This is a genomic window from Pseudomonas sp. BNK-7, from assembly GCF_048072025.1.
Lineage (GTDB): Bacteria > Pseudomonadota > Gammaproteobacteria > Pseudomonadales > Pseudomonadaceae > Aquipseudomonas > Aquipseudomonas danubii.
In genome coordinates this window covers 490,574-511,924 of the sequence record NZ_CP182252.1, presented here as the reverse complement: position 1 = coordinate 511,924, position 21,351 = coordinate 490,574, and the positions used below count along the sequence as shown (strand labels likewise).

Sequence of the window (21,351 nt, the reverse complement as noted above, 5' to 3'; positions counted from 1 at the left end):
GGCACCGCAGCACGCGCGCTTGGAGGCCAAGTGCAGGCTGCGGCGGCCGCTACACATGGATGCAGGGAAGGTTGATATGAACGCTTATATCCGCTGGTTCCAACGCTTCATCTGGCTGGGCATCGCCATGAACATGGTGTTCGCCCTGCCGGCGCTGTTTGCCCCGGCGCTGCTGACCGCGGTGGTCGGCCTGCCGCCGGTGCTGTCGGACCCCTGGCTGGAAAACACCGGCATGCTGCTGGTGGGCATCAGCCTGTTCTACATGCCTTCGGGCTGCAACGCGCCGCGCTTCGTGGTGCATTCCTGGCTGTGCGTGCTGTCGCGGCTGATCGCCGTGGCGTTCTGGATCTACCTGATCAATACCAGCAACCAGTCCCAGGTGTTCGTGCCCATGTTGATGGGCGACCTCAGCATGTTCCTGATCCTCGGCATCCTGCTGTACCTGGGCAGTGCCCCGGCCAACCGGCCCTGGGCCCTGCTCTGTGCCGGGCTGCACGACTGGCGCCAGTACTGGGCCGCCTGCTGGAAGCGCCACAGCTTTCGCGTGGGCAGCCTGGTCCTGCTGCTGGTCCTGGGGGTGGTCGGTTATGCCACGTGGGTCAACATGATTCGCGAGGTGCCCCAGCCGCCGGAAGCCTCGGACGAGGATCACTTCAAGTACGCCGCCATCGGCCTGGGGATCGAAGCGCGGATTCCTTACTACCTGTTTGCCGTGCTGCCGCAGATGTGCCCGGAAAAACTCCCGCGCCCCGGCGGTTACGAGGTCTTCGGCTTCCTCTACGAGAACGGCCGGGACCTGCCGGTGGGCATGGCCAAGCGGCAGTTGGGCTACCCCACGGTGGAGCCCAACTGCGCCCTGTGCCACACCGGTGCCTACCGGGCCAGCGCCAGCGATGTGTCCCAGGTGGTGCCCACTGCACCGGCCAACCTGATGCAGCTCCAGGCCTTCCAGTGGTTTGCCTACGATTGCGCCAGCGATCCGAAATTCACCGTGGATGCGCTGATGAACGCGATCAACGCCAAGTTCCAGCTGGGCTTTGTCGAACGCCTGTACAACCGCTACCTGATCATGCCCATGGCCAAGAGCGCGCTGCTCAAGCAGAAGCAGGCCTATGCCTGGCAGAAGCTGCGGCCGCAGCAAGGGCCGGGGCGCACCGACACCTTCAACCCGACCAAGATGGTGGTGTTCGGCTTCCCCGACGACTCCACCATCGGCACCGTGGACCTGCCGCAGATCTGGAACCAGAAGCCGCGGGAATCGATGTACCTGCACTGGGACGGCAACAACAACCAGATCCGCGAGCGCAACTACGCGGCGGCGATGGCGGTGGGCGCGACCCCGCAATCGGTGCTGCCTGAGAGCTTCAACCGGGTCACCAACTGGCTGCTGGGGCACAAACCGCCGGCTTGGCCGTTCGCCCTGGATCAGGCCAAGGTGGCCCAGGGCAAGCCGCTGTGGGAGGCCAACTGTGCCGGTTGCCATGACTTCGGCAAGGCCGACACCGGCCAGGTCACGACCAATATCCAGACGCTGGGCACCGATCCCCACCGCCTGGACTCCTTCACCACCGGCCTGGTGCAAGCCTTCCATGGGTTCAAGAAGCCGCCTTTCGACTTCGGTGCCTATCGCAAGACCCAGAGCTACAGCAACACCCCCACCGACGGCATCTGGCTGCGCGCGCCGTACCTGCACAACGGCTCGGTGCCCAGCCTCTGGGACCTGTTGCAGGCCCCGGAACTGCGGCCCCAGGTGTTCTACACCGGCTCGGATGTGTATGACCCGCAGAAGGTCGGTTTCATCACCAGTGGCGCGGCGGTCCAGGGGCCGGGCTCCTTCAAGTACGACACCCATCTGGAGGGCAACAGCAACAGCGGCCATCTGTACGGCACGCAGCTTTCCGCAGAGCAGAAGTGGCAGTTGATCGAATACATGAAGACCCTGTGACGCCCGTTCGGCGTTTGGGCAAAGGGACCATCAAGAGGGATGCCGGTATGTCATTTGTGAGCAATCTGGAACATGAATACGAACAGGTGAAAGCCCGGGTCGACGGGCTGCTGGCCAGGCTCGACCTGGCCTGGAAAAAACTCCGTAGCCAGCTTGAGCCGGCGGAGCTGCAGGCGATCGTGCAACTGCTGCAGCGCGCCCATGACCAGGCGCAGTACGCCCTGATTCACGGCGACTTGCCCCCCGGTCAGGCGCCGGTGCCCTGGGAGTTGGCCCACGGCCTGTCGGTGCTGCACCTGGGCAACGCCAAGCCCCTGCCACAAACGGTGGCCGAGCTGCAGACCCAGGTGATGAAGGACGGCACCCTGCTGGGTTGTCGCCAGTGGGAGCTGCTGGACCTGCGCTGGAGCGAGGCCTTGCTCAACTGGATCGAGAACCTGCGCAAGCACGCGACCTTCGGCACCACCCCGGCGCTGATCGAGATGGCCGACAACGTGCTGCTGGACATGGCCGGGGACTGGGGCACCGGCTACTTCCAGCCCAACTCGGCGGCGCAACGTGTGGCGGACCTGATCAAGCAGGACCAGGCGGATTTCACCGTCCACCTGGGAGATGTGTATTACGCCGGTACCGGCAGCGAAGAGAACGCCGACCTTGCCGATTGGCCCATGGGCCGCCAGGCGTCATTCAGCCTCAACTCCAACCATGAAATGTACAGCGGTGCCCATGGCTACTTTGCCGAAATCGCCGCACTGTTTCCCAAGCAGCAGGGCACCAGCTACTTCGCCCTGTTCAACAGCCACTGGCTGATCGTCGGCCTGGACAGCGCCTATGCCGCCGACGAAATGAACCTGTACATGGACGGCAACCTCAATCCCCCGCAGCAGCAATGGCTCAAGGACCTGGTGGCCAGCAAGGGCCAGGGGCGCAAGATCATGCTGCTCAGTCATCACCAGGGGCTGGACATCAGCGGCCAGCAGCAGACCGCGCTGTACAAGCAGGTGGTCGCGGCCCTGGGCCGGGTGCCGGACTACTGGTACTGGGGGCACCTGCACAACGGCATCTGCTATGCGCCCAAGGACGGCATGTACGGGCGCTGCATCGGCCACGGGGCGATTCCCTATGGCGTCACCCGCGAGTTGAAAGGCAACCCTCAGGTGCTGTGGTCGGAAACCCTGTCGGCGGATGATCCGAACTACCCGCTGCGGGTGCGTAACGGTTACGTGAGGGTGAAGCTGGATGGGGCGCAGATCAGCGAAGACTTCATTGGCGAGACCGGCGCGGTCAGTTGGTCACTGCCTCGAAGGCCCTGAAAACCCTGAAAACCTGTAGCCGCTGCCGAGCCCGCGAGGCTGCGACAAGGTCCGCAGGACCTTGCTTGACGGTCGCCAGACGAACCTCTGTCGCCTGCAAGATCCTTACGCGCGTTACGTCGCAATCTCGTCCAAGCCGTTCGCAGCCTGCGGCAGCGGCTACACCAACCCTGTAGCCGCTGCCGAGCCTGGGGGGTCAGCCAGTGACCGGCACGCCCTTGAGATAAGGCGCCGGTTCCGCGCCGAGGTTGCTCAGCATGCGCTCGCTGTACCAGTCGACGAAGTTGACCACGCCGAACTCATAGGTCTTGGAGTACGGACCCGGCTGGTAGGCGGTGGAGTTGATGCCACGCTGGTTTTCTTCCGCCAGGCGCCGGTCCTGGGCGTTGGTGGCGTCCCACACCTGACGCATGCGCTCGACGTCGTAGTCCACGCCTTCCACCGCGTCCTTGTGCACGATCCACTTGGTGGTGACGATGGTTTCCTGAGCGCTGATGGGCCACACGGTGAACACGATGATGTGGTCGCCCATGCAGTGGTTCCACGAATGCGGCAGGTGCAGGATGCGCATCGAGCCCAGGTCCGGGTTCTTGATCCGCCCCATCAGCTTGGCGCAGCCCTGCTTGCCGTCCAGGGTCATGGACACGGTGCCCTTGAGCAGGGGCATGCGCACGATGCGGTTGCGCAGGCCGAAGCTGGCGTGAGCGTAGGGGATCTTCTCGGCTTCCCAGGCGGCGGCGGAGGCGGCCACGTGGTCCTTGAACGCCTGGTCGGCCCGCGGGTCGGTGACGTCGTCCCATTCCAGCAGGGTTTTCAGCAACTCGGGGTGCGAGCCGACGCAGTGGTAGCACTCGCGGTTGTTCTCCAGTACCAGCTTCCAGTTGGCCTTTTCATGCAAGGTGGTCTGCACCGCCACCTTGGTGTTCTCCATGTCGTAGGGCTCCATGTAATGGGCCAGGGTCGCCAGGAAGTCGTCGATGGCCGGCGGATTCTCGGCCAGGGAAATGAAGATGTAGCCGCCGGCGGTCTTCACGTTCACCGGTTTCAGGCCGTATTGCTTCATGTCGAAGTCGGCGCCCATCTCGGTGCCGGCGAACAGCAGGCGACCGTCCAGTTCGTAGGTCCACTGGTGGTAGTGGCAGACCAGCTTGGCGACCTTGCCCTTGTCGCTGGTGCACAGCCGCGAGCCGCGGTGGCGGCAGACGTTGTGGAAGGCGTGGACCACACCGTCGGCGCCGCGGATGACGATGATCGGGTTCTTGCCGATCTGCAGGGTGATGTAGTTGCCCTTGGTGGGGATCTCGCAGGTCATGCCGGCGATCAGCCATTCCTTCTGGAAGATCTCCTGCATGTCGATATCGAACAGCCTGTCGTCGCAGTAGAAAGGCTGCGGCAGGGAGAAGGTCCGCTCGCGCTCCTGCAGCATCTGTGCAGTGGCCTTGCGTGCAGGTTCCAGTGGATCGCCCAAGCTCAGGGTTGCGGTGACGTCCATCGTTCAAGTCCTCATGGCCGTTCTGTGCGGCCGGCGAATTAAATAGTGGCTACGGTGGGTGCTACGCAAGTCACGAAAAATCGGTTGTCGTGTTTGAGGCGAGTGTGGGTCCGCGGGCGCCTTGAACCTTATCCATGGGCGACATGGCCCAATCTGTTCCCGACGGGGGAGCCCCTGTAACTGGGGGCTGGTCGCGATAAGCATGTGAATGTCGCAGATAGGTAAATGGGCGCGAGAAGCCTTACGCAGAATCGCTGACAAGACGCCGACAGTCGGCCGTGGAGAACAGCATGTCCAACACCTTCCTCAACCCGGTAACCACCCAGACCTGGGCCAATGGCCGTCACATCGTCCGTTGCGTCAAAGTCATCCAGGAAACCTGGGATGTGCGGACCTTCTGCTTCATGGCCGACCAGCCGATCATGTTCTTCTTCAAGCCCGGGCAGTTCGTCACCCTGGAGCTGGAGATCGAAGGCCAGCCGGTGATGCGTTCCTACACCATCTCCAGCTCGCCATCGGTGCCCTACAGCTTCTCGGTGACCATCAAGCGCGTGCCTGGGGGCAAGGTCTCCAACTGGTTGCACGACACCTTGCATGAAGGCCAGGAACTGGCGGTGCACGGGCCGGTGGGGCTGTTCAACGCCATCGATTTCCCCAGCCCGAAAGTGCTTTACCTCAGCGGCGGCGTTGGCATCACCCCGGTGATGTCCATGGCGCGCTGGTTCTACGACACCAACGGCAACGTCGACATGGTGTTCATCCACAGCGCCCGCTCACCCAAGGACATCATTTACCACCGCGAGCTGGAACACATGGCCTCGCGGATCGACAACTTCAGCCTGCACCTGATCTGCGAGAAACACGGCCTGGGTGAGCCCTGGGCCGGCTATCGCGGCTACCTGAACCACAAGATGCTGGAGCTGATGGCCCCGGACTTCCTGGAGCGGGAAGTGTTCTGCTGCGGACCGACGCCCTACATGAATGCGGTCAAGCGCCTGCTGGAAGCCGCCGGTTTCGACATGGCGCGCTACCACGAGGAATCCTTCGGCGCGACCCCGCCCGAAGCCCGGGCCGACGCCGTGGAACACGCGGAACAGGCGGCCGAGGCGCCGGAGCCGGATCTGGCCGATCTGCATCAGGTGGAGTTCACCGCCTCCGGCAAGAGCATCCGCGTGGCCCCGGGGGAAACCGTGCACGCGGCCGCAGCCAAGCTCGGCCTGATGATCCCCAAGGCCTGCGGCATGGGCATCTGCGGCACCTGCAAGGTGCTCAAGCTGGGCGGCGAAGTGGTGATGGAGCACAACGGCGGGATCACGGAGGAAGACGAAGCCGAAGGCTACATCCTGTCCTGCTGCAGCGTGCCCAAGGGCGACGTGCGCGTGGAGTTCTGATCGCCGGCAAGCCGGCTCCTACACCCATCTGCTGTAGAAGCCGGCTTGCCAGCGAACAGGGGCAACCCGGCTACTGATACAACGCCGGTCGCCGATCCAGGTGCACATGGTTATGTTGACTGATGGACTTGTGCCAGGCCTGGGCCAGGTCCAGCTCCGCCAGCAGCAACTGCTGCCCGTTTTCCCGATTCTTTCCCGCCAGCGGATAGCCATCGGCATCGACGATGGTCGAGCCGCCCACCCAGTTCACCCCGCGCTCTTCGCCGCAGCGGTCGCAGGCGGCGATGAACATCCGGTTGACCGCCGCGTTGGCCTGGACCCGGACCATCTCCGCCGGCCGCTCGCTGGGCGGGCGCGGGCCGTCCGGCCAGTTCACCGGCGCGCACAAAAGCGCGGCCCCGGCCAGGGCCGGCAGGCGCACCCATTCGGGGAACTCCAGGTCGTAGCAGATCATCATGGCGATCGGCCCGAAGCGGGTGGGCACCACGGGGGGCGGCTCGTCGCCCGGGGTGAAGATCAGGTTCTCCCGGTCCCACAGGTGCGCCTTGCGATACACCGTCAGCGTTCCTTCAGGCTCGATCAGGGCGGCGCTGTTGGCCACCCGCTGATCGTCCAGGCGCTCGCAGAAGCCGCCGACAATCACCACCTGCAGTTCTTCGGCCAGGGTTTTCCACAGGCTCAAGGTCGGCCCGTCGAGGCTTTCCGAAAGCGCCAGGGCTTCTTGCAGGTCGCGGAACACATAGCCGCTCTGCACCAGTTCCGGCAGCACCACCACCTGGGCGCCGTGGGCGGCGGCCTGGCGGATGGCCTCGGTGCTGAGGGTGCGGTTGTAGTCCAGGTCGCCGACTCGTGGTGCCAGTTGCTGGCAGGCCACTTTCAGGGATGTCTGGGGGATCATTGCGCGCCTCCTTCCAGTTGCTGTTCGCTGGCCTGGATAGCCAGGCGTTCGGCTTCCAGGTCCAGGTTGCGGGTCAGCGCCCAGTAGACCAGCCCGGCCACCGCCAGGCCAATCACGAAGGCAATGTCGGCGCCGCCCAGGGCCTGGGACAGTGGGCCCTGGTAGAAGCTCAGGGACATGAACGGCACCATCGCCAGCAAGCCGAGGAAGTAGGCCAGCAACCCGGCGCTGGACCAGCGGCCATAAATGCCGGCGTGATTGAAGATGTGGCTGATGGCGTAGCGGCCTTTGCGCACCAGGTAGAAGTCCGCCAGGTTGACCGCGGTCCAGGGCACCAGGAAGTACAGCATCAGCAGGACAAAGGTATTGAAGCTGCCCAGGTAGCTTTCGGGAATGTTCATGGCGATCAGGAAGATCACCACCGCCACCAGCAGGATGCCGGTTACCCGGCTCTTGAGGGTGGGCTTGATCGACTTGAAACCGTCAATGGCGCTGATGCCGGTGAGCATGGCGCCGTAGCAGTTGACCGCCATGATGCCCACCAGTGCCGGCACCGCGATCAGCACGGTGAAGGTGCCGAAGCCGGGAATCAGGGTGTTGCCCACTTCGCGCACGCTGGCAATGGCGTCCGGCGAGGGCAGGGCGGACGCCAGGAAGGCCCCCAGGGACATCAGCCACAGGGCCGAGCCGGCGGCGCCCAGGTAGGTCCAGAAAATCACCTGGCGCGACGGCGTCTGGTGCGGCAGGTAGCGCGAATAGTCGGAGACGTACACCGAGTAGCTGATCTGGTAGCCGGCGGCGGCCGACAGCTGGATCAGGAACGCCGACCAGGAAAACTGCGGGTCGGCCAGGGCCGAGTCGGCCTGCAAGGTCAGCAGGGCGCTGACGGTGAGCACCGCGAACACGCTGATCATCACGTAGGTCAGCCAGCGCTGCACGGTGTGCAGCAGGTCATGGCCGACCACCGCGATCAGCACCGCCACGGCGATCATCAGGCTGTACCAGGGCGCCCGGGCCCCGGGGATCACCGTGTTGATGGCGTCGGTGGCGAGGATCACGTTGAACACGTTGAAGCCGATGTAGACGAACACCACCGCGGTGAACGGCACGATGGCGCCCCGCAGGCCGAACTGGGCGCGGGACTGGATCATCTGCGGCAGGCCCATGCGCGGCCCCTGGTTGGCGTGGAAGGCCATGCAGAAGGTGCCCAGGCACACGCCAATGACGATCGCCAGAATGGCGTAGGGCAGGGCCAGGCCCAGGGCCGCGCCGGTGAAGCCGGTGACCATGGTGGTGAGCACGAAGTTGCCGGTGAACCAGAACGGTCCCTGGTGCCAGACCTTGCCGTGGCGCTCGTTGCGCGGCACGTAGTCGATGGAGCGGGTTTCGATCGCAAGGCCGGGAGACTGGGCCTTTTCGGTGACGCAAGACTGAGTCGTCATGGGTGGAGCCTTTGTTTTTATAGGTCGACCCCGGAGTCTCGGATAAAGGTGGCGGATGTTGAATCAGCAGGGGCAAATAATCAGTTCAGGAATTTGTGAACTGATGCTTTCGCTGGCCAGCCAGTTCCCATGGAGGAGGGCGTGTCGTTGTAGGAGCCGGCTTGCCGGCGAAGGCGCCCGTGAGATCGGCGCCTGGCTTGGGGGCCTGTTCGCTGGCCAGCCAGCTCCTACTGGGCTGGAGGTGAGCTGGCTGTTGTAGGAGCCGGCTTGCCGGCGAAGGCACCTGTGAGACCGGCGCCCGGGTTGCGGGCCTGTTCGCTGGCCAGCCAACTCCTACATGCGAAGGGGGTGGGTCAGGCGCTCATGACGGTGCGGATGTCCGCTGCCAGTTCACGCACGCGCTCTTCTTCGGTGTCCCAGGAGCACATGAAGCGCGCGCCGCCCTTGCCGATGAAGGTGTAGAAGCGCCAGCCCCTGGCGGTCAGGGCGGCAATCGCCGGTTCCGAGAGTTGCAGGAACACGCCGTTGGCCTGCACCGGGAACATCAGCTCCACGCCAGGGATGTCGGCCACCAGCTGGGCCAGCAACTGTGCGCAGTGGTTGGCGTGGCGGGCGTGCTTGAGCCAGGCATCGTGTTCCAAGAGGCCGACCCAGGGCGCTGAGAGAAAGCGCATTTTCGAGGCCAGCTGGCCGGCCTGTTTGCAGCGGTAGTCGAAGTCTTCCGCCAGCTTGTGGTTGAAGAACAGGATCGCTTCCCCCACCGCCATGCCGTTTTTCGTGCCGCCAAAGCACAGCACGTCGACGCCGGCCTTCCAGGTCAGCTCCGCTGGGGTGCAGCCGAGGAAGGCGCAGGCGTTGGAGAAGCGCGCGCCGTCCATGTGCAGGTTCAGCCCCAGTTCCTTGCAGGTGGCGCTGATGGCGCGGACTTCTTCCGGGGTGTAGACGCTGCCCACTTCGGTGGCCTGGGTCAGGGTCACCACCCGCGGCTTGGGATAGTGGATGTCCTGGCGCTTGAGGGCGATCTCGCGGATCGATTCCGGGGTCAGCTTGCCGTTCTGGGTGCCGGCGATCAGCAGCTTGGAACCGTTGGAGAAGAACTCCGGGGCGCCGCATTCGTCGGTTTCGACGTGGGCGGTTTCCGAGCAGATCACGCTGTGATAACTCTGGCACAGCGACGACAGGGCCAGGGAGTTGGCGGCGGTGCCGTTGAAGGCGAAGAACACTTCGCAGTCGGTTTCAAAGAGCTTGCGGAAATGATCGGCGGCGCGAGCGGTCCACTGATCGTCGCCGTAAGCGCGCTCGTGGCCGTGGTTGGCCTGCTCCATGGCGGCCCAGGCTTCAGGGCAGATGCCGGAGTAGTTGTCGCTGGCGAACTGTTGGCTTTTGTCGGTCATGGCCGGCTTCCGTGTAAGAGAGTTCCGTGGTCGATGATGGTGCGCACTTTACCCAAGAACAATGGCCGAGCACACGCTCTGTTTATGCCGGAATAATGCAGGGCCCATAAGGATTTATGCGTGATGCGATGCTGAAAACCGACAACTGCCAGCGCGATGGGGCGCTGGATGCGCTGAAGTGGCTGGCGCTGCTGAGCATGGTGCTGGATCACCTGCGGTATGTGGGCCTGAGCCTGGACTGGCTGTATGTGCCGGGGCGGCTGGCGTTTCCCTGGTTCTGCCTGGCGATGGCGGTGAATCTGACGCGCTTGGGCGAGCGTGCCGGGCGCCCGTCCGGGCAATGGCGCTACCTGGGCTGGCTGCTGCTGTTCAGCGCGCTCAGTGAGATCCCCTATCGGCTGTTCGTGCCTGATCCCGACACCTTGAATGTGCTGCCGACCCTGGCGCTGGGCCTGCTGGTGGCCCGGGGCTGGCAGCAGCGTCGGGGACTGGCCTTGGCGCTTGGCCTGGTGGCCCTGTTGCTGGCGCTGGGTTTGTCCCGCTGGCTGATGTTTGGCGCCTTCGGGGTGTTGCTGCCACTGGCCTTGCTGCTGGTGCTGCGTCGCCCCTGGTATTTCAGCCTGCTGCCCGGGGCCTTGTGCCTGGCGGCCAACCAGTGGGAAACCTTGTTCCCGGCGGCGCGCCTGGGCAATCCGGTGGCGACCTGCGGTATTGCCGTTTGTCTGCTGGCGCCGTGGCTGGGAGTGAGGCTGCTGCGGGGGCTGCGTGGCAGGTCGGTGCCGGCCATGCGCCGCTGGGCCTACCTGCTGTACCCGGCGCACTTTCTCCTGCTGCTGGCCCTGCGCCAACTCCTGTAGCCGCTGCCGCAGGCTGCGAACGGCTTGGGCGGCATTGCGACGTAGCAGACGCGGCGATCTTGAGGGTGTAGAGGTGTGGCTGGAGATCGCCAGGCAAGGTCCTGCGGACCTTTGCGCAGCTTCGCAGGCTCAGCAGCGGCTACAGGGGCGGGCGCCTTTCGCCTGCGACCCGGACCTGTGCTGCGCCGCAAGGTGTCGATCCAGAGCCTTCGCCCGGCTGTGGCCCGAGGCATTTATCTCCGTGCGCCAAGGCATGTCGTAAACGCACCTTTGCGTGGCGTCCATAGGCATTTGAGTTCCCCTTGCCGGTCATACCATCGCATCCAAAGGGCGCAGCTTTAAGGCTGGCCTCACCGAGACGAAAGGCGCAGCGCCGCCGCTGGGAGAGACGTGATGTTCAGCAAGCAAGACCAGATCCAGGGTTACGACGATGCACTGCTGGCGGCGATCAATGCCGAGGAACAACGCCAGGAAGATCACATCGAGCTGATCGCGTCGGAGAACTACACCAGCAAGCGGGTGATGCAGGCGCAAGGCAGCGGGCTGACCAACAAGTACGCCGAAGGCTACCCGGGCAAGCGCTACTACGGTGGCTGCGAGCATGTGGACAAGGTCGAGGCCCTGGCCATCGAGCGCGCCAAGCAGCTGTTCGGCGCCGATTACGCCAACGTCCAGCCGCACTCCGGTTCTTCCGCCAACAGCGCGGTGTACCTGGCCCTGCTGCAGGCCGGCGACACCATTCTCGGCATGAGCCTGGCCCATGGCGGCCACTTGACCCACGGCGCCAAGGTGTCGTCTTCGGGCAAGCTGTACAACGCCGTCCAGTACGGTATCGATACCCGCACCGGGCTGATCGACTACGACGAAGTCGAGCGCCTGGCCGTGGAACATAAGCCGAAGATGATCGTCGCCGGCTTCTCGGCCTACTCCAAGACCCTGGACTTCCCGCGTTTCCGGCAGATCGCCGACAAGGTCGGGGCGCTGCTGTTCGTCGACATGGCCCACGTCGCCGGGCTGGTGGCCGCCGGTCTGTATCCCAACCCGCTGCCCTATGCCGACGTGGTCACCACCACCACCCACAAGACCCTGCGCGGTCCCCGTGGCGGCCTGATCCTGGCCAAGGCCAACGAAGAGATCGAGAAGAAACTCAACGCCGCGGTATTCCCCGGCGCCCAGGGCGGCCCGTTGATGCACGTGATCGCCGCCAAGGCGGTGTGCTTCAAGGAAGCGCTGGAGCCCGGGTTCAAGGCCTACCAGCAACAGGTGATCGACAACGCCCAGGCCATGGCCGGCGTATTTATCAAACGCGGCTACGATGTAGTGTCCGGTGGCACCGACAACCATCTGTTCCTGGTCAGCCTGATCCGTCAGGGCCTGACCGGCAAGGATGCCGACGCCGCCCTGGGCCGCGCCCACATCACCGTGAACAAGAACGCCGTGCCCAACGACCCGCAGTCGCCGTTTGTCACCTCCGGCCTGCGCATCGGCACCCCGGCGGTCACCACCCGCGGATTCAAGGTCACCCAGTGCACCGAACTGGCGGGCTGGATCTGCGACATCCTCGACCACCTCGGCGATGCCGACGTCGAGGCCAATGTCGCGCGCCAGGTGGCAGCCCTGTGCGCTGATTTCCCGGTTTACCGCTGAGAGCCGCAACTGGAGCAATGACTATGCAACGCTATTCGGGCTTCGGCCTCTTCAAGCACTCTCTCAGCCACCATGAAAACTGGCAGCGCATGTGGCGCACGCCGACCCCGAAGAAGGTCTATGACGTGGTCATCGTCGGCGGTGGCGGGCATGGCCTGGCCACGGCCTACTACCTGGCCAAGGAACACGGCATCACCAACGTCGCGGTGGTGGAAAAAGGCTGGCTGGGCGGCGGCAACACCGCGCGCAACACCACCATCGTGCGTTCCAACTACCTGTGGGACGAGTCGGCGCAGCTTTACGAGCACGCCATGAAGCTATGGGAAGGCCTGTCCCAGGACCTCAACTACAACGTCATGTTCTCCCAGCGCGGGGTCTACAACCTGTGCCACACCCTGCAGGACATCCGTGATTCCGAGCGTCGGGTCAGCGCCAACCGCCTCAACGGCATCGATGGCGAGCTGCTCAACACCCAGCAGGTGGCGGACGAAATCCCCTACCTGGATTGCTCGAAAAACACCCGTTATCCGATCCTCGGCGCCACGGTCCAGCGCCGTGGCGGCGTGGCCCGTCACGACGCCGTGGCCTGGGGTTTTGCCCGGGCTGCCGACGCCCTGGGCGTGGACCTGATCCAGCAGACCGAAGTCATCGGTTTTCGCAAGGAAAACGGCGTGTGCATCGGCGTCGAGACCAACAAGGGCTTTATCGGCGCCAAGCGCGTCGGCGTGGTCACCGCCGGTAACTCCGGGCACATGGCCAAGCTCGCGGGCTTCCGCCTGCCGATCGAATCCCACCCGCTGCAAGCCCTGGTGTCGGAGCCGATCAAACCGATCATCGACAGCGTGATCATGTCCAACGCGGTGCACGGCTACATCAGCCAGTCGGACAAGGGCGACCTGGTGATCGGCGCCGGTATCGACGGCTGGGTCGGCTACGGCCAGCGCGGCTCCTACCCGGTGATCGAGCACACCATCCAGGCCATCGTCGAGATGTTCCCGATCCTTTCCCGGGTGCGCATGAACCGCCAGTGGGGCGGCATCGTCGACACCAGCCCGGACGCCTGCCCGATCATTTCCAAGACCCCGGTGCCGAACATGTTCTTCAACTGCGGTTGGGGCACCGGCGGCTTCAAGGCCACCCCGGGCTCGGGCAACGTGTTTGCCGCAAGCCTGGCCAAGGGCGAGATGCATCCATTGGCCGCCCCTTTCTCCATCGACCGTTTCCACAACGGTGCGCTGATCGACGAACACGGCGCTGCTGCGGTCGCCCACTAAAAGGACAACTCCCTATGTTGCATATCTTCTGTCCTCACTGCGGCGAGCTGCGCTCCGAAGAGGAATTCCATTCGTCCGGCCAGGCCCACATTCCCCGGCCGCTGGATCCCAACGCCTGCACCGACGAGGAGTGGGGCGACTACATGTTCTTCCGTGACAACCCCCGCGGCCTGCACCACGAGTTGTGGATTCACGCCGCCGGTTGCCGCCAGTACTTCAACGCCACCCGCGACACCGTGACCTACGAAATTCTTGAAACCTACAAGATAGGCACCAAACCGCAGTTCACCGCCAAGGCTGCTGGAGAGAAGGTATGAGCCAGACCAATCGCCTGTCCAACGGCGGACGCATCGACCGCAACAAAGTCATCACCTTCACCTTCAACGGCCAGAGCTACAAAGGCTTTGAAGGCGACACCCTGGCCTCGGCCCTGCTGGCCAACGGCGTGGACATCATCGGTCGCAGCTTCAAGTATTCCCGGCCCCGGGGCATCTTCGCCGCGGGCTGCGAAGAGCCCAACGCGGTGCTGCAGATCGGCGCCACCGAAGCCACCCAGATCCCCAACGTGCGCGCCACCCAACAGGCGCTGTACCAGGGCCTGGTGGCCACCAGCACCAACGGCTGGCCCAGCGTCAACAACGACATGATGGGGATTCTCGGCAAGGTCGGCGGCAAGCTGATGCCGCCGGGCTTCTACTACAAAACCTTCATGTACCCGCAATCGTTCTGGATGACCTACGAGAAGTACATCCGCAAGGCGGCGGGCCTTGGTCGCTCGCCTACCGAGAACGATCCGGACACCTACGACAACATGAACCAGCACTGCGACGTGCTGATTGTCGGTGGTGGCCCGGCCGGTCTTGCGGCTGCGCTGGCCGCTGCCCGTAGCGGCGCCCGGGTGATCCTGGCCGATGAGCAGGAAGAGTTCGGCGGCAGCCTGCTGGACAGCCGCGAAAGCCTGGACGGCAAGCCGGCGGTGGAGTGGGTGGCCAGTGTGGTTGCCGAGCTCAAGTCGCTGCCGGACGTGTTGCTGCTGCCACGGGCCACGGTCAACGGCTACCACGACCATAATTTCCTGACCATCCACGAGCGCCTCACCGATCACCTCGGCGACCGCGCGCCGATCGGCCAGGTGCGCCAGCGTATCCACCGGGTCCGCGCCAAGCGCGTGGTGCTGGCCACCGGCGCCCACGAGCGGCCGCTGGTCTACGGCAACAACGACGTGCCGGGCAACATGCTGGCCGGCGCGGTGTCCACCTACGTGCGTCGCTACGGCGTGGCCCCGGGCAAGAAACTGCTGCTGTCCACCAACAACGACCACGCCTACCGCGTGGCCCTGGACTGGCTCGACGCCAGCCTGCAAGTGGTGGCCATCGCCGATGCGCGGCACAACCCCCGCGGCGCCCTGGTGGAAGAGGCCCGGGCCAAGGGTATTCGCATCCTCACCTCCAGCGCGGTGATCGAGGCCCGTGGCAGCAAGCACGTGACCGGCGCGCGCGTAGCGGCCATCGACGTCAAGGCGCACAAGGTCACCAGCCCCGGCGAATGGCTCGATTGCGACCTGATCGCCAGCTCCGGCGGCTACAGCCCGGTGGTGCACCTGGCTTCGCACCTGGGCGGCAAGCCGGTGTGGCGCGAAGACATCCTCGGTTTCGTGCCCGGTGAAGCACCGCAGAAGCGCGTGTGCGTCGGTGGCATCAACGGCGTCTACAGCCTCGGCGACACCCTGGCCGATGGTTTCGAAGGTGGCGTGCGCGCCGCCAGCGAAGCCGGGTTCCAGAGCGTTGAGGGCGTGTTGCCCAAAGCCCTGGCCCGCCTGGAAGAACCGACCCTGGCGCTGTTCCAGGTGCCCCATGAAAAAGGCACCGCTCGCGCGCCCAAGCAATTCGTCGACCTGCAGAACGACGTCACCGCCGCCGCCATCGAACTGGCGACCCGCGAGGGCTTCGAATCGGTGGAGCACGTCAAGCGCTACACCGCCCTGGGCTTCGGCACCGATCAGGGCAAGCTGGGCAACGTCAACGGTCTGGCCATCGCCGCTCGTTCGCTGAACGTCAGCATTCCGCAGATGGGCACCACCATGTTCCGCCCGAACTACACGCCGATCACCTTCGGCGCCGTGGCTGGGCGTCACTGCGGGCACATCTTCGAGCCGGTACGCTTCACCGCGCTGCACGCCTGGCACGTGAAGAACGGCGCCGAATTCGAGGACGTCGGTCAGTGGAAGCGCCCTTGGTACTTCCCGAAAAACGGCGAAGACCTGCATGCCGCGGTCAAGCGTGAATGCCTGGCGGTGCGCGACAGCGTCGGCCTGCTGGACGCCTCGACCCTGGGCAAGATCGACATCCAGGGCCCGGACGCCCGGGAGTTCCTCAACCGCATCTACACCAACGCCTGGACCAAGCTCGACGTGGGCAAGGCCCGCTACGGCCTGATGTGCAAGGAAGACGGCATGGTCTTCGACGACGGCGTGACCGCCTGTCTGGCCGACAACCACTTCCTGATGACCACCACCACCGGCGGCGCGGCCCGCGTGCTGCAGTGGCTGGAGATCTACCAGCAAACTGAATGGCCGGACCTCAAGGTGTACTTCACCTCGGTCACCGACCACTGGGCCACCATGACCCTGTCGGGCCCCAACAGCCGCAAGCTGCTGAGCGAAGTCACCGACATCGACCTGGACAAGGACGGCTTCCCGTTCATGACCTGGAAGGAAGGCCTGGTGGGCGGCGTGCCGGCGCGGGTGTTCCGTATCTCGTTCACTGGCGAGCTGTCCTACGAGGTCAACGTCCAGGCCGACTACGCCATGGGCGTGCTGGAGCAGATCGTCGAGGCTGGCAAGAAGTACAACCTGACCCCCTACGGCACCGAAACCATGCACGTGCTGCGGGCCGAGAAGGGTTTCATCATCGTTGGCCAGGACACCGACGGCTCGATGACCCCGGACGACCTGAACATGGGTTGGTGCGTGGGCCGGACCAAGCCGTTCTCGTGGATCGGCTGGCGCGGGATGAACCGGGAAGACTGCGTGCGCGAGGAGCGCAAGCAACTGGTGGGCCTCAAGCCGATCGACCCGACCCAGTGGCTGCCGGAAGGCGCGCAACTGGTGTTCAACCCCAAGCAGGCGATCCCGATGAGCATGGTCGGTCACGTGACCTCCAGCTATGCCCACAACTCCCTGGGTTATTCCTTTGCCCTGGGCGTGGTCAAGGGCGGCCTCAAGCGCCTGGGCGAGCGGGTCTTCGCGCCCCTGGCCGATGGCCGGGTGATCGAGGCGGAAATCGTTTCCTCGGTGTTCTTCGACCCCAAGGGCGACCGCCAGAACATATGACATGAACCCGGGCACGCACCCTGTAGCCGCTGCCGCAGGCTGCGCCAAGGTCCGCAGGACCTGCCCGGGAGGCAAAACCTTGCGCCCGGTTCCCAAGCGACCGCAGCCCCTGGCAGCGGCAACCGGAACCGGACCACAGAATAAAGGACAGGTGCTCCATGACCGCAGTCAACGTTTACCAACAGCGCCCCACCACCGGGGCCAAGGCCGAGTCGCCCCTGCACCACGCCGACCTGCCGAGCCTGGTGGGCAAGGGGCGCAAGAACGCCGGTGTGATCCTGCGCGAGAAAAAACTCCTCGGTCACCTGACGATCCGTGGCGACGGCCACGATCCGGCCTTCGCCGCCGGGGTGCACAAGGCCCTGGGCATCGAATTGCCGGGCGCCCTGAGCGTGGTGGTCAAGGGCGAGAGCAGCCTGCAATGGCTGGGCCCGGATGAGTGGCTGCTGATCGTGCCCAGCGGTGAAGAATTCGCCGCCGAGCAGAACCTGCGCGCCGCCCTGGGCGACCTGCATATCCAGATCGTCAACGTCAGCGGCGGCCAGCAGATCCTCGAACTGTCCGGCCCCAACGTGCGCCAGGTGCTGATGAAGTCCACCAGCTACGACGTGCACCCCAACAACTTCCCAGTGGGCAAGGCGGTGGGCACGGTGTTCGCCAAGTCGCAACTGGTGATCCGCCGTACCGGCGAAGACACCTGGGAGCTGCTGGTACGCCGCAGCTTCTCCGATTACTGGTGGATGTGGCTGCAGGATGCCGCCGCTGAATATGGCCTGAGCGTGCAGGCCTGAACCCTAATCCTGTGGCCGCTGCCGCGGGCTGCGACAAGGCTCGAAGAGCCGCCCCCTACGGGGCCGAGCGCAGCCTTCGGCAGCGGCTACAGTGCTTTCGTCAACAGGAGCCCATCTGATGAGCCGCGCCCCCGATACATGGATTCTCACCGCCGACTGCCCCAGCGTGCTCGGCACGGTGGACGCGGTGACCCGCTTTCTGTTCGAGCAGGGTTGCTACGTCACCGAGCACCACTCCTTCGATGACCGGCTCTCGGGTCGCTTCTTCATCCGCGTGGAATTTCGCCAGCCCGACGGCCTCGACGAACAGGGCTTTCGCCAGGGGCTGGCCGAGCGCGCCAAAGCCTTCGCGATGAACTTCGAACTGACCGCACCGCACTATCGGCCGAAGGTGGTGATCATGGTCTCCAAGGCCGATCACTGCCTCAACGACCTGCTCTATCGCCAGCGCATCGGCCAGTTGCCCATGGACGTGGTGGCGGTGGTGTCCAACCACCCGGACCTCAAGCCCCTGGCCGACTGGCACCAGATTCCCTACCACCACTTCCCCCTCGACCCCAACGACAAGCCGTCCCAGGAGCGTCAGGTGTGGCAGGTGATCGAGGAGTCCGGCGCCGAACTGGTGATCCTTGCCCGCTACATGCAAGTGCTGTCGCCGGAGCTGTGCCGCAAGCTCGATGGCAAGGCGATCAATATCCATCACTCGCTGCTGCCGGGCTTCAAGGGCGCCAAGCCTTATCACCAGGCCTACAACAAGGGTGTGAAACTGGTGGGCGCCACCGCGCACTACATCAACAACGACCTGGACGAAGGCCCGATCATCGCCCAGGGCGTGGAGGTGGTGGACCACAGTTACTACCCTGAAGACCTGATCGCCAAGGGTCGCGACATCGAGGGCCTGACCCTGGCCCGGGCAGTGGGCTACCACATCGAGCGGCGGGTGTTCTTGAACGGCAACCGCACGGTGGTGCTCTGATGATTCTTGGGGCTGCTGCGCAGCCCTTTGCGAGCAAGCTCGCTCCTACAGGCGTTGCGCCTGTTTGCGTGAAAGCGATTTTGAAAACGAAACAGCATCCGTACCCGAGCAATCCACGTGTTTCCCCCTTTGGGTAACGCGGTTCCATAACAACAACAGCGAGGTGAAAGCATGTCTGGTAATCGTGGTGTCGTGTATCTGGGCAGCGGCAAGGTCGAGGTACAGAAAATCGACTATCCAAAAATGCAGGACCCGCGCGGCAGGAAGATCGAGCACGGCGTCATCCTGCGCGTAGTCTCCACCAACATCTGCGGCTCGGACCAACACATGGTCCGCGGCCGTACCACCGCCCAGGTCGGCCTGGTCCTGGGTCATGAAATCACTGGCGAAGTGATCGAGAAGGGCAGCGACGTCGAGAACCTGAAGATCGGTGACCTGGTGTCGGTGCCGTTCAACGTCGCGTGCGGGCGCTGCCGTTCCTGCAAGGAACAGCACACCGGGGTCTGCCTGACCGTCAACCCGGCCCGCGCCGGTGGCGCCTACGGCTACGTCGACATGGGCGACTGGACCGGCGGCCAGGCCGAGTACGTGCTGGTGCCTTACGCCGACTTCAACCTGCTGAAACTGCCGGATCGCGACAAGGCCATGGAGAAGATCCGCGACCTGACCTGCCTCTCCGACATCCTGCCCACCGGCTATCACGGCGCGGTGACTGCCGGCGTTGGCCCGGGCAGCAGCGTCTACATCGCCGGTGCCGGCCCCGTGGGCCTGGCCGCCGCTGCGTCTGCGCGCCTGTTGGGGGCGGCGGTGGTGATCGTCGGCGACGTCAACCCGGTGCGCCTGGCCCACGCCAAGGCCCAGGGGTTTGAAATTGCCGACCTGTCCAAGGACACCCCGCTGCACGAACAGATCGCCGCCCTGCTGGGCGAGCCGGAAGTCGATTGCGCGGTGGACGCCGTGGGCTTCGAAGCCCGTGGCCACGGCCATGCCGGTGCCCAGCACGAGGCCCCGGCCACCGTGCTCAACTCGCTGATGGGCGTGGTACGCGTAGCGGGCAAGATCGGTATTCCCGGCCTGTACGTCACCGAAGACCCGGGCGCGGTGGACGCCGCGGCGAAGATGGGCAGCCTGAGCATCCGCTTCGGCCTGGGCTGGGCCAAGTCCCACAGCTTCCACACCGGCCAGACCCCGGTGATGAAGTACAACCGCCAACTGATGCAGGCCATCATGTGGGACCGCATCAACATCGCCGAAGTGGTGGGCGTGCAAGTCATCAGCCTCGACGACGCCCCGCGCGGCTATGGCGAGTTCGATGCCGGCGTGCCGAAGAAATTCGTCATCGACCCGCACAAGCTGTTCAGCGCTGCCTGAGGACCGTCAGCCTTTGGCTTGAAGTCTGCCAATAACGAAAAACGCCGCCTTCTCTTGCCGAGAACGCGGCGTTTTTTCTGTGGCGAGGGAGCTTGCTCTCGCCCGGCCGGCGCCCCGGCGCGTAGCGGTCGTAAAACCTACTGCCGTGGCATGTCAGGCTCACCGCGTAGACGCTACCGGGGGGCGCTGCGCACCCCAGCGGGAGCAAGCTCCCTCGCCACATCCAGCGGTTGCAGTCGTGGCCGGTGATCGGCATGTAACGGTTCATGGAAAGTTCTCCGCAGTTCAGTGAGAACCGCCACGGATTCGTCGCCAAACGATGGGTGGCAGCTGTACGCAGGTTGGCGAACCGGGAACTTGCGGAACCGGCAGACCCGAAGGTCTCCCACGCACAGCTGCCATAACGGCAACGTTGCGGGTGCAGAACATCCTGCCAACAAAGCAGGACGCTTCTGACCGAAGTTCATCGGGTCGCCAAACCCGGTCGCTATTTGAGCGACCGGCGGACTATAAGCCGCCGGTGCGTGAGGCAGCAAGGCGTTGGGGGGTGGATGTCTTGCAGGAGTTGTCGGTTGTTCGGCGAGTGCTCGGTAACGGTTGCGGATGGTGAGTCAATAGCCTCTGCCCGGGTAGTCGAACCAGTGTTCGCCTCTCAGGATTTCCTTTATGTCGGTCTCGGCCAGGATGCCTGGCGCATCGCGCTGGAAGCGTGAGCGCCACTGGGGCAGCCACCAGTAGTTCAGCGCCGTGCCTCTTGGTATCAGCACCAGGGTCAGGACGGGGCGGTCCATGGCCCCGCGCTGGTACAGCTGGTGGCTGCGGTCCATGAGGTCCAGGTAGTAGTCGAGGGGCAGGGACAGCATCAGGGCCGTGGTGTGCACCTTTTCGGTCTGGGTTCGCTGTGGGTCCTGCAGCAGGTTCAGGGCTTCGCAGTAGTAACGCTCGGGTTGGCGGGCGAACGGCTGGGCCTCGGCAACGCCAAGAATGCCCAAGGCGCTACCGTCGTCGCGCCAGTCGGCTCCCTGGCGGTCGCTGAAGTGCTGGCGGATAAAGCCGGTCAGGGGGCCCGGGGCCGTGTTGGTGCATTGGCTGCTATCAACCGGGGTGCCGATTCGCCAGAGCAAGACGGCGATTGCCAGGGCCAGCAGCAGGCCGCTGTAGAGCGCAGCTTTCATAAGAGTCCGTTCTGTTGATGGCGCCAGGCGAGGCGGGGGCTTGCATGGCAGGCA

General features: G+C 64.6%; 16 protein-coding genes. 11 read left to right on the top strand and 5 right to left on the bottom strand.

Annotated features, from left to right (window positions below):
* Positions 1-76 precede the first annotated feature (76 nt).
* Positions 77-1,945, top strand: a complete 1,869-nt coding sequence (locus ACMGF8_RS02395) for a hypothetical protein (protein ID WP_250329792.1) — start codon at positions 77-79, stop codon at positions 1,943-1,945.
* Positions 1,946-1,992: 47 nt separating this feature from the next.
* Positions 1,993-3,258: a metallophosphoesterase family protein gene (locus tag ACMGF8_RS02390; protein WP_207166681.1), complete on the top strand. Its 1,266-nt coding sequence runs from the start codon at positions 1,993-1,995 to the stop codon at positions 3,256-3,258.
* A 196-nt stretch (positions 3,259-3,454) separates the two neighbouring features.
* Here the strand turns inward: ACMGF8_RS02390 and gbcA are convergent, their stop codons facing one another.
* Positions 3,455-4,750 carry a glycine-betaine demethylase subunit GbcA gene (gene gbcA, locus ACMGF8_RS02385; RefSeq protein ID WP_102861990.1) on the bottom strand — a complete coding sequence of 432 codons (1,296 nt, stop codon included), beginning with the start codon at positions 4,748-4,750 and terminating at the stop codon, positions 3,455-3,457.
* 290 nt (positions 4,751-5,040) lie between these two features.
* Here gbcA and gbcB point away from each other — a divergent pair, with 290 nt between their 5' ends.
* On the top strand, positions 5,041-6,141 hold the full coding sequence (gbcB, locus tag ACMGF8_RS02380) for a glycine-betaine demethylase subunit GbcB (RefSeq protein WP_102861988.1): 1,101 nt from the start codon (positions 5,041-5,043) through the stop codon (positions 6,139-6,141).
* Between the two features lie 70 nt (positions 6,142-6,211).
* On the opposite strand, the gene ACMGF8_RS02375 is transcribed toward gbcB, so the two are convergent.
* The 3 genes from ACMGF8_RS02375 to ACMGF8_RS02365 all read right to left on the bottom strand — a co-directional run bounded on the left by ACMGF8_RS02375 (position 6,212) and on the right by ACMGF8_RS02365 (position 9,875).
* Positions 6,212-7,039, bottom strand: a complete 828-nt coding sequence (locus ACMGF8_RS02375) for a nitrilase-related carbon-nitrogen hydrolase (RefSeq protein WP_250329794.1) — start codon at positions 7,037-7,039, stop codon at positions 6,212-6,214.
* Positions 7,036-8,481: a purine-cytosine permease family protein gene (locus tag ACMGF8_RS02370; RefSeq protein WP_115581106.1), complete on the bottom strand. Its 1,446-nt coding sequence runs from the start codon at positions 8,479-8,481 to the stop codon at positions 7,036-7,038. Before ACMGF8_RS02370 ends, ACMGF8_RS02375 begins: the two co-directional genes overlap by 4 nt.
* A 353-nt stretch (positions 8,482-8,834) precedes the next feature.
* Entirely contained in the window at positions 8,835-9,875 is a 1,041-nt protein-coding gene (locus tag ACMGF8_RS02365; RefSeq protein ID WP_102861985.1) for a threonine aldolase family protein, read from the bottom strand.
* Between the two features lie 116 nt (positions 9,876-9,991).
* On the opposite strand from ACMGF8_RS02365, the gene ACMGF8_RS02360 reads away from it, so the two are divergent.
* The 8 genes from ACMGF8_RS02360 to fdhA all read left to right on the top strand — a co-directional run bounded on the left by ACMGF8_RS02360 (position 9,992) and on the right by fdhA (position 20,122).
* Positions 9,992-10,732 carry a TraX family protein gene (locus ACMGF8_RS02360; protein ID WP_250329795.1) on the top strand — a complete coding sequence of 247 codons (741 nt, stop codon included), beginning with the start codon at positions 9,992-9,994 and terminating at the stop codon, positions 10,730-10,732.
* A gap of 393 nt (positions 10,733-11,125) precedes the next feature.
* Entirely contained in the window at positions 11,126-12,379 is a 1,254-nt protein-coding gene (locus ACMGF8_RS02355; protein ID WP_047289636.1) for a serine hydroxymethyltransferase, read from the top strand.
* A gap of 23 nt (positions 12,380-12,402) precedes the next feature.
* The gene (locus tag ACMGF8_RS02350; protein ID WP_060841439.1) at positions 12,403-13,653 is read left to right on the top strand and encodes a sarcosine oxidase subunit beta family protein; all 1,251 of its coding nucleotides are present in this window, start codon (positions 12,403-12,405) and stop codon (positions 13,651-13,653) included.
* A 14-nt stretch (positions 13,654-13,667) separates the two neighbouring features.
* On the top strand, positions 13,668-13,970 hold the full coding sequence (locus ACMGF8_RS02345) for a sarcosine oxidase subunit delta (protein ID WP_011063902.1): 303 nt from the start codon (positions 13,668-13,670) through the stop codon (positions 13,968-13,970).
* Positions 13,967-16,984 carry a sarcosine oxidase subunit alpha gene (locus ACMGF8_RS02340; RefSeq protein WP_102861983.1) on the top strand — a complete coding sequence of 1,006 codons (3,018 nt, stop codon included), beginning with the start codon at positions 13,967-13,969 and terminating at the stop codon, positions 16,982-16,984. Before ACMGF8_RS02345 ends, ACMGF8_RS02340 begins: the two co-directional genes overlap by 4 nt.
* A 158-nt stretch (positions 16,985-17,142) precedes the next feature.
* The gene (locus ACMGF8_RS02335) at positions 17,143-17,775 is read left to right on the top strand and encodes a sarcosine oxidase subunit gamma (RefSeq protein WP_016964293.1); all 633 of its coding nucleotides are present in this window, start codon (positions 17,143-17,145) and stop codon (positions 17,773-17,775) included.
* Positions 17,776-17,893: 118 nt separating this feature from the next.
* Positions 17,894-18,751, top strand: a complete 858-nt coding sequence (purU, locus tag ACMGF8_RS02330; protein ID WP_161758537.1) for a formyltetrahydrofolate deformylase — start codon at positions 17,894-17,896, stop codon at positions 18,749-18,751.
* Positions 18,752-18,922: 171 nt separating this feature from the next.
* Positions 18,923-20,122 (top strand): formaldehyde dehydrogenase, glutathione-independent, encoded by a 1,200-nt coding sequence (fdhA, locus tag ACMGF8_RS02325; protein WP_047289632.1) that lies wholly within the window; start codon positions 18,923-18,925, stop codon positions 20,120-20,122.
* 611 nt (positions 20,123-20,733) lie between these two features.
* On the opposite strand, the gene ACMGF8_RS02320 is transcribed toward fdhA, so the two are convergent.
* Positions 20,734-21,297 carry a hypothetical protein gene (locus ACMGF8_RS02320; protein WP_416758572.1) on the bottom strand — a complete coding sequence of 188 codons (564 nt, stop codon included), beginning with the start codon at positions 21,295-21,297 and terminating at the stop codon, positions 20,734-20,736.
* Between the last annotated feature and the right edge of the window lie 54 nt (positions 21,298-21,351).

Coding starts and splice junctions, on each gene's coding strand:
- ACMGF8_RS02320 (WP_416758572.1), bottom strand. CDS start 21,297: ATGAAAGCTGCGCTCTACAGCGGCCTGCTGCTGGCCCTGGCAATCGCC.
- gbcB (WP_102861988.1), top strand. CDS start 5,041: ATGTCCAACACCTTCCTCAACCCGGTAACCACCCAGACCTGGGCCAAT.
- ACMGF8_RS02370 (WP_115581106.1), bottom strand. CDS start 8,481: ATGACGACTCAGTCTTGCGTCACCGAAAAGGCCCAGTCTCCCGGCCTT.
- ACMGF8_RS02365 (WP_102861985.1), bottom strand. CDS start 9,875: ATGACCGACAAAAGCCAACAGTTCGCCAGCGACAACTACTCCGGCATC.
- ACMGF8_RS02350 (WP_060841439.1), top strand. CDS start 12,403: ATGCAACGCTATTCGGGCTTCGGCCTCTTCAAGCACTCTCTCAGCCAC.
- fdhA (WP_047289632.1), top strand. CDS start 18,923: ATGTCTGGTAATCGTGGTGTCGTGTATCTGGGCAGCGGCAAGGTCGAG.
- ACMGF8_RS02335 (WP_016964293.1), top strand. CDS start 17,143: ATGACCGCAGTCAACGTTTACCAACAGCGCCCCACCACCGGGGCCAAG.
- purU (WP_161758537.1), top strand. CDS start 17,894: ATGAGCCGCGCCCCCGATACATGGATTCTCACCGCCGACTGCCCCAGC.
- ACMGF8_RS02340 (WP_102861983.1), top strand. CDS start 13,967: ATGAGCCAGACCAATCGCCTGTCCAACGGCGGACGCATCGACCGCAAC.
- ACMGF8_RS02390 (WP_207166681.1), top strand. CDS start 1,993: ATGTCATTTGTGAGCAATCTGGAACATGAATACGAACAGGTGAAAGCC.
- ACMGF8_RS02360 (WP_250329795.1), top strand. CDS start 9,992: ATGCGTGATGCGATGCTGAAAACCGACAACTGCCAGCGCGATGGGGCG.
- ACMGF8_RS02355 (WP_047289636.1), top strand. CDS start 11,126: ATGTTCAGCAAGCAAGACCAGATCCAGGGTTACGACGATGCACTGCTG.
- ACMGF8_RS02395 (WP_250329792.1), top strand. CDS start 77: ATGAACGCTTATATCCGCTGGTTCCAACGCTTCATCTGGCTGGGCATC.
- ACMGF8_RS02345 (WP_011063902.1), top strand. CDS start 13,668: ATGTTGCATATCTTCTGTCCTCACTGCGGCGAGCTGCGCTCCGAAGAG.
- gbcA (WP_102861990.1), bottom strand. CDS start 4,750: ATGGACGTCACCGCAACCCTGAGCTTGGGCGATCCACTGGAACCTGCA.
- ACMGF8_RS02375 (WP_250329794.1), bottom strand. CDS start 7,039: ATGATCCCCCAGACATCCCTGAAAGTGGCCTGCCAGCAACTGGCACCA.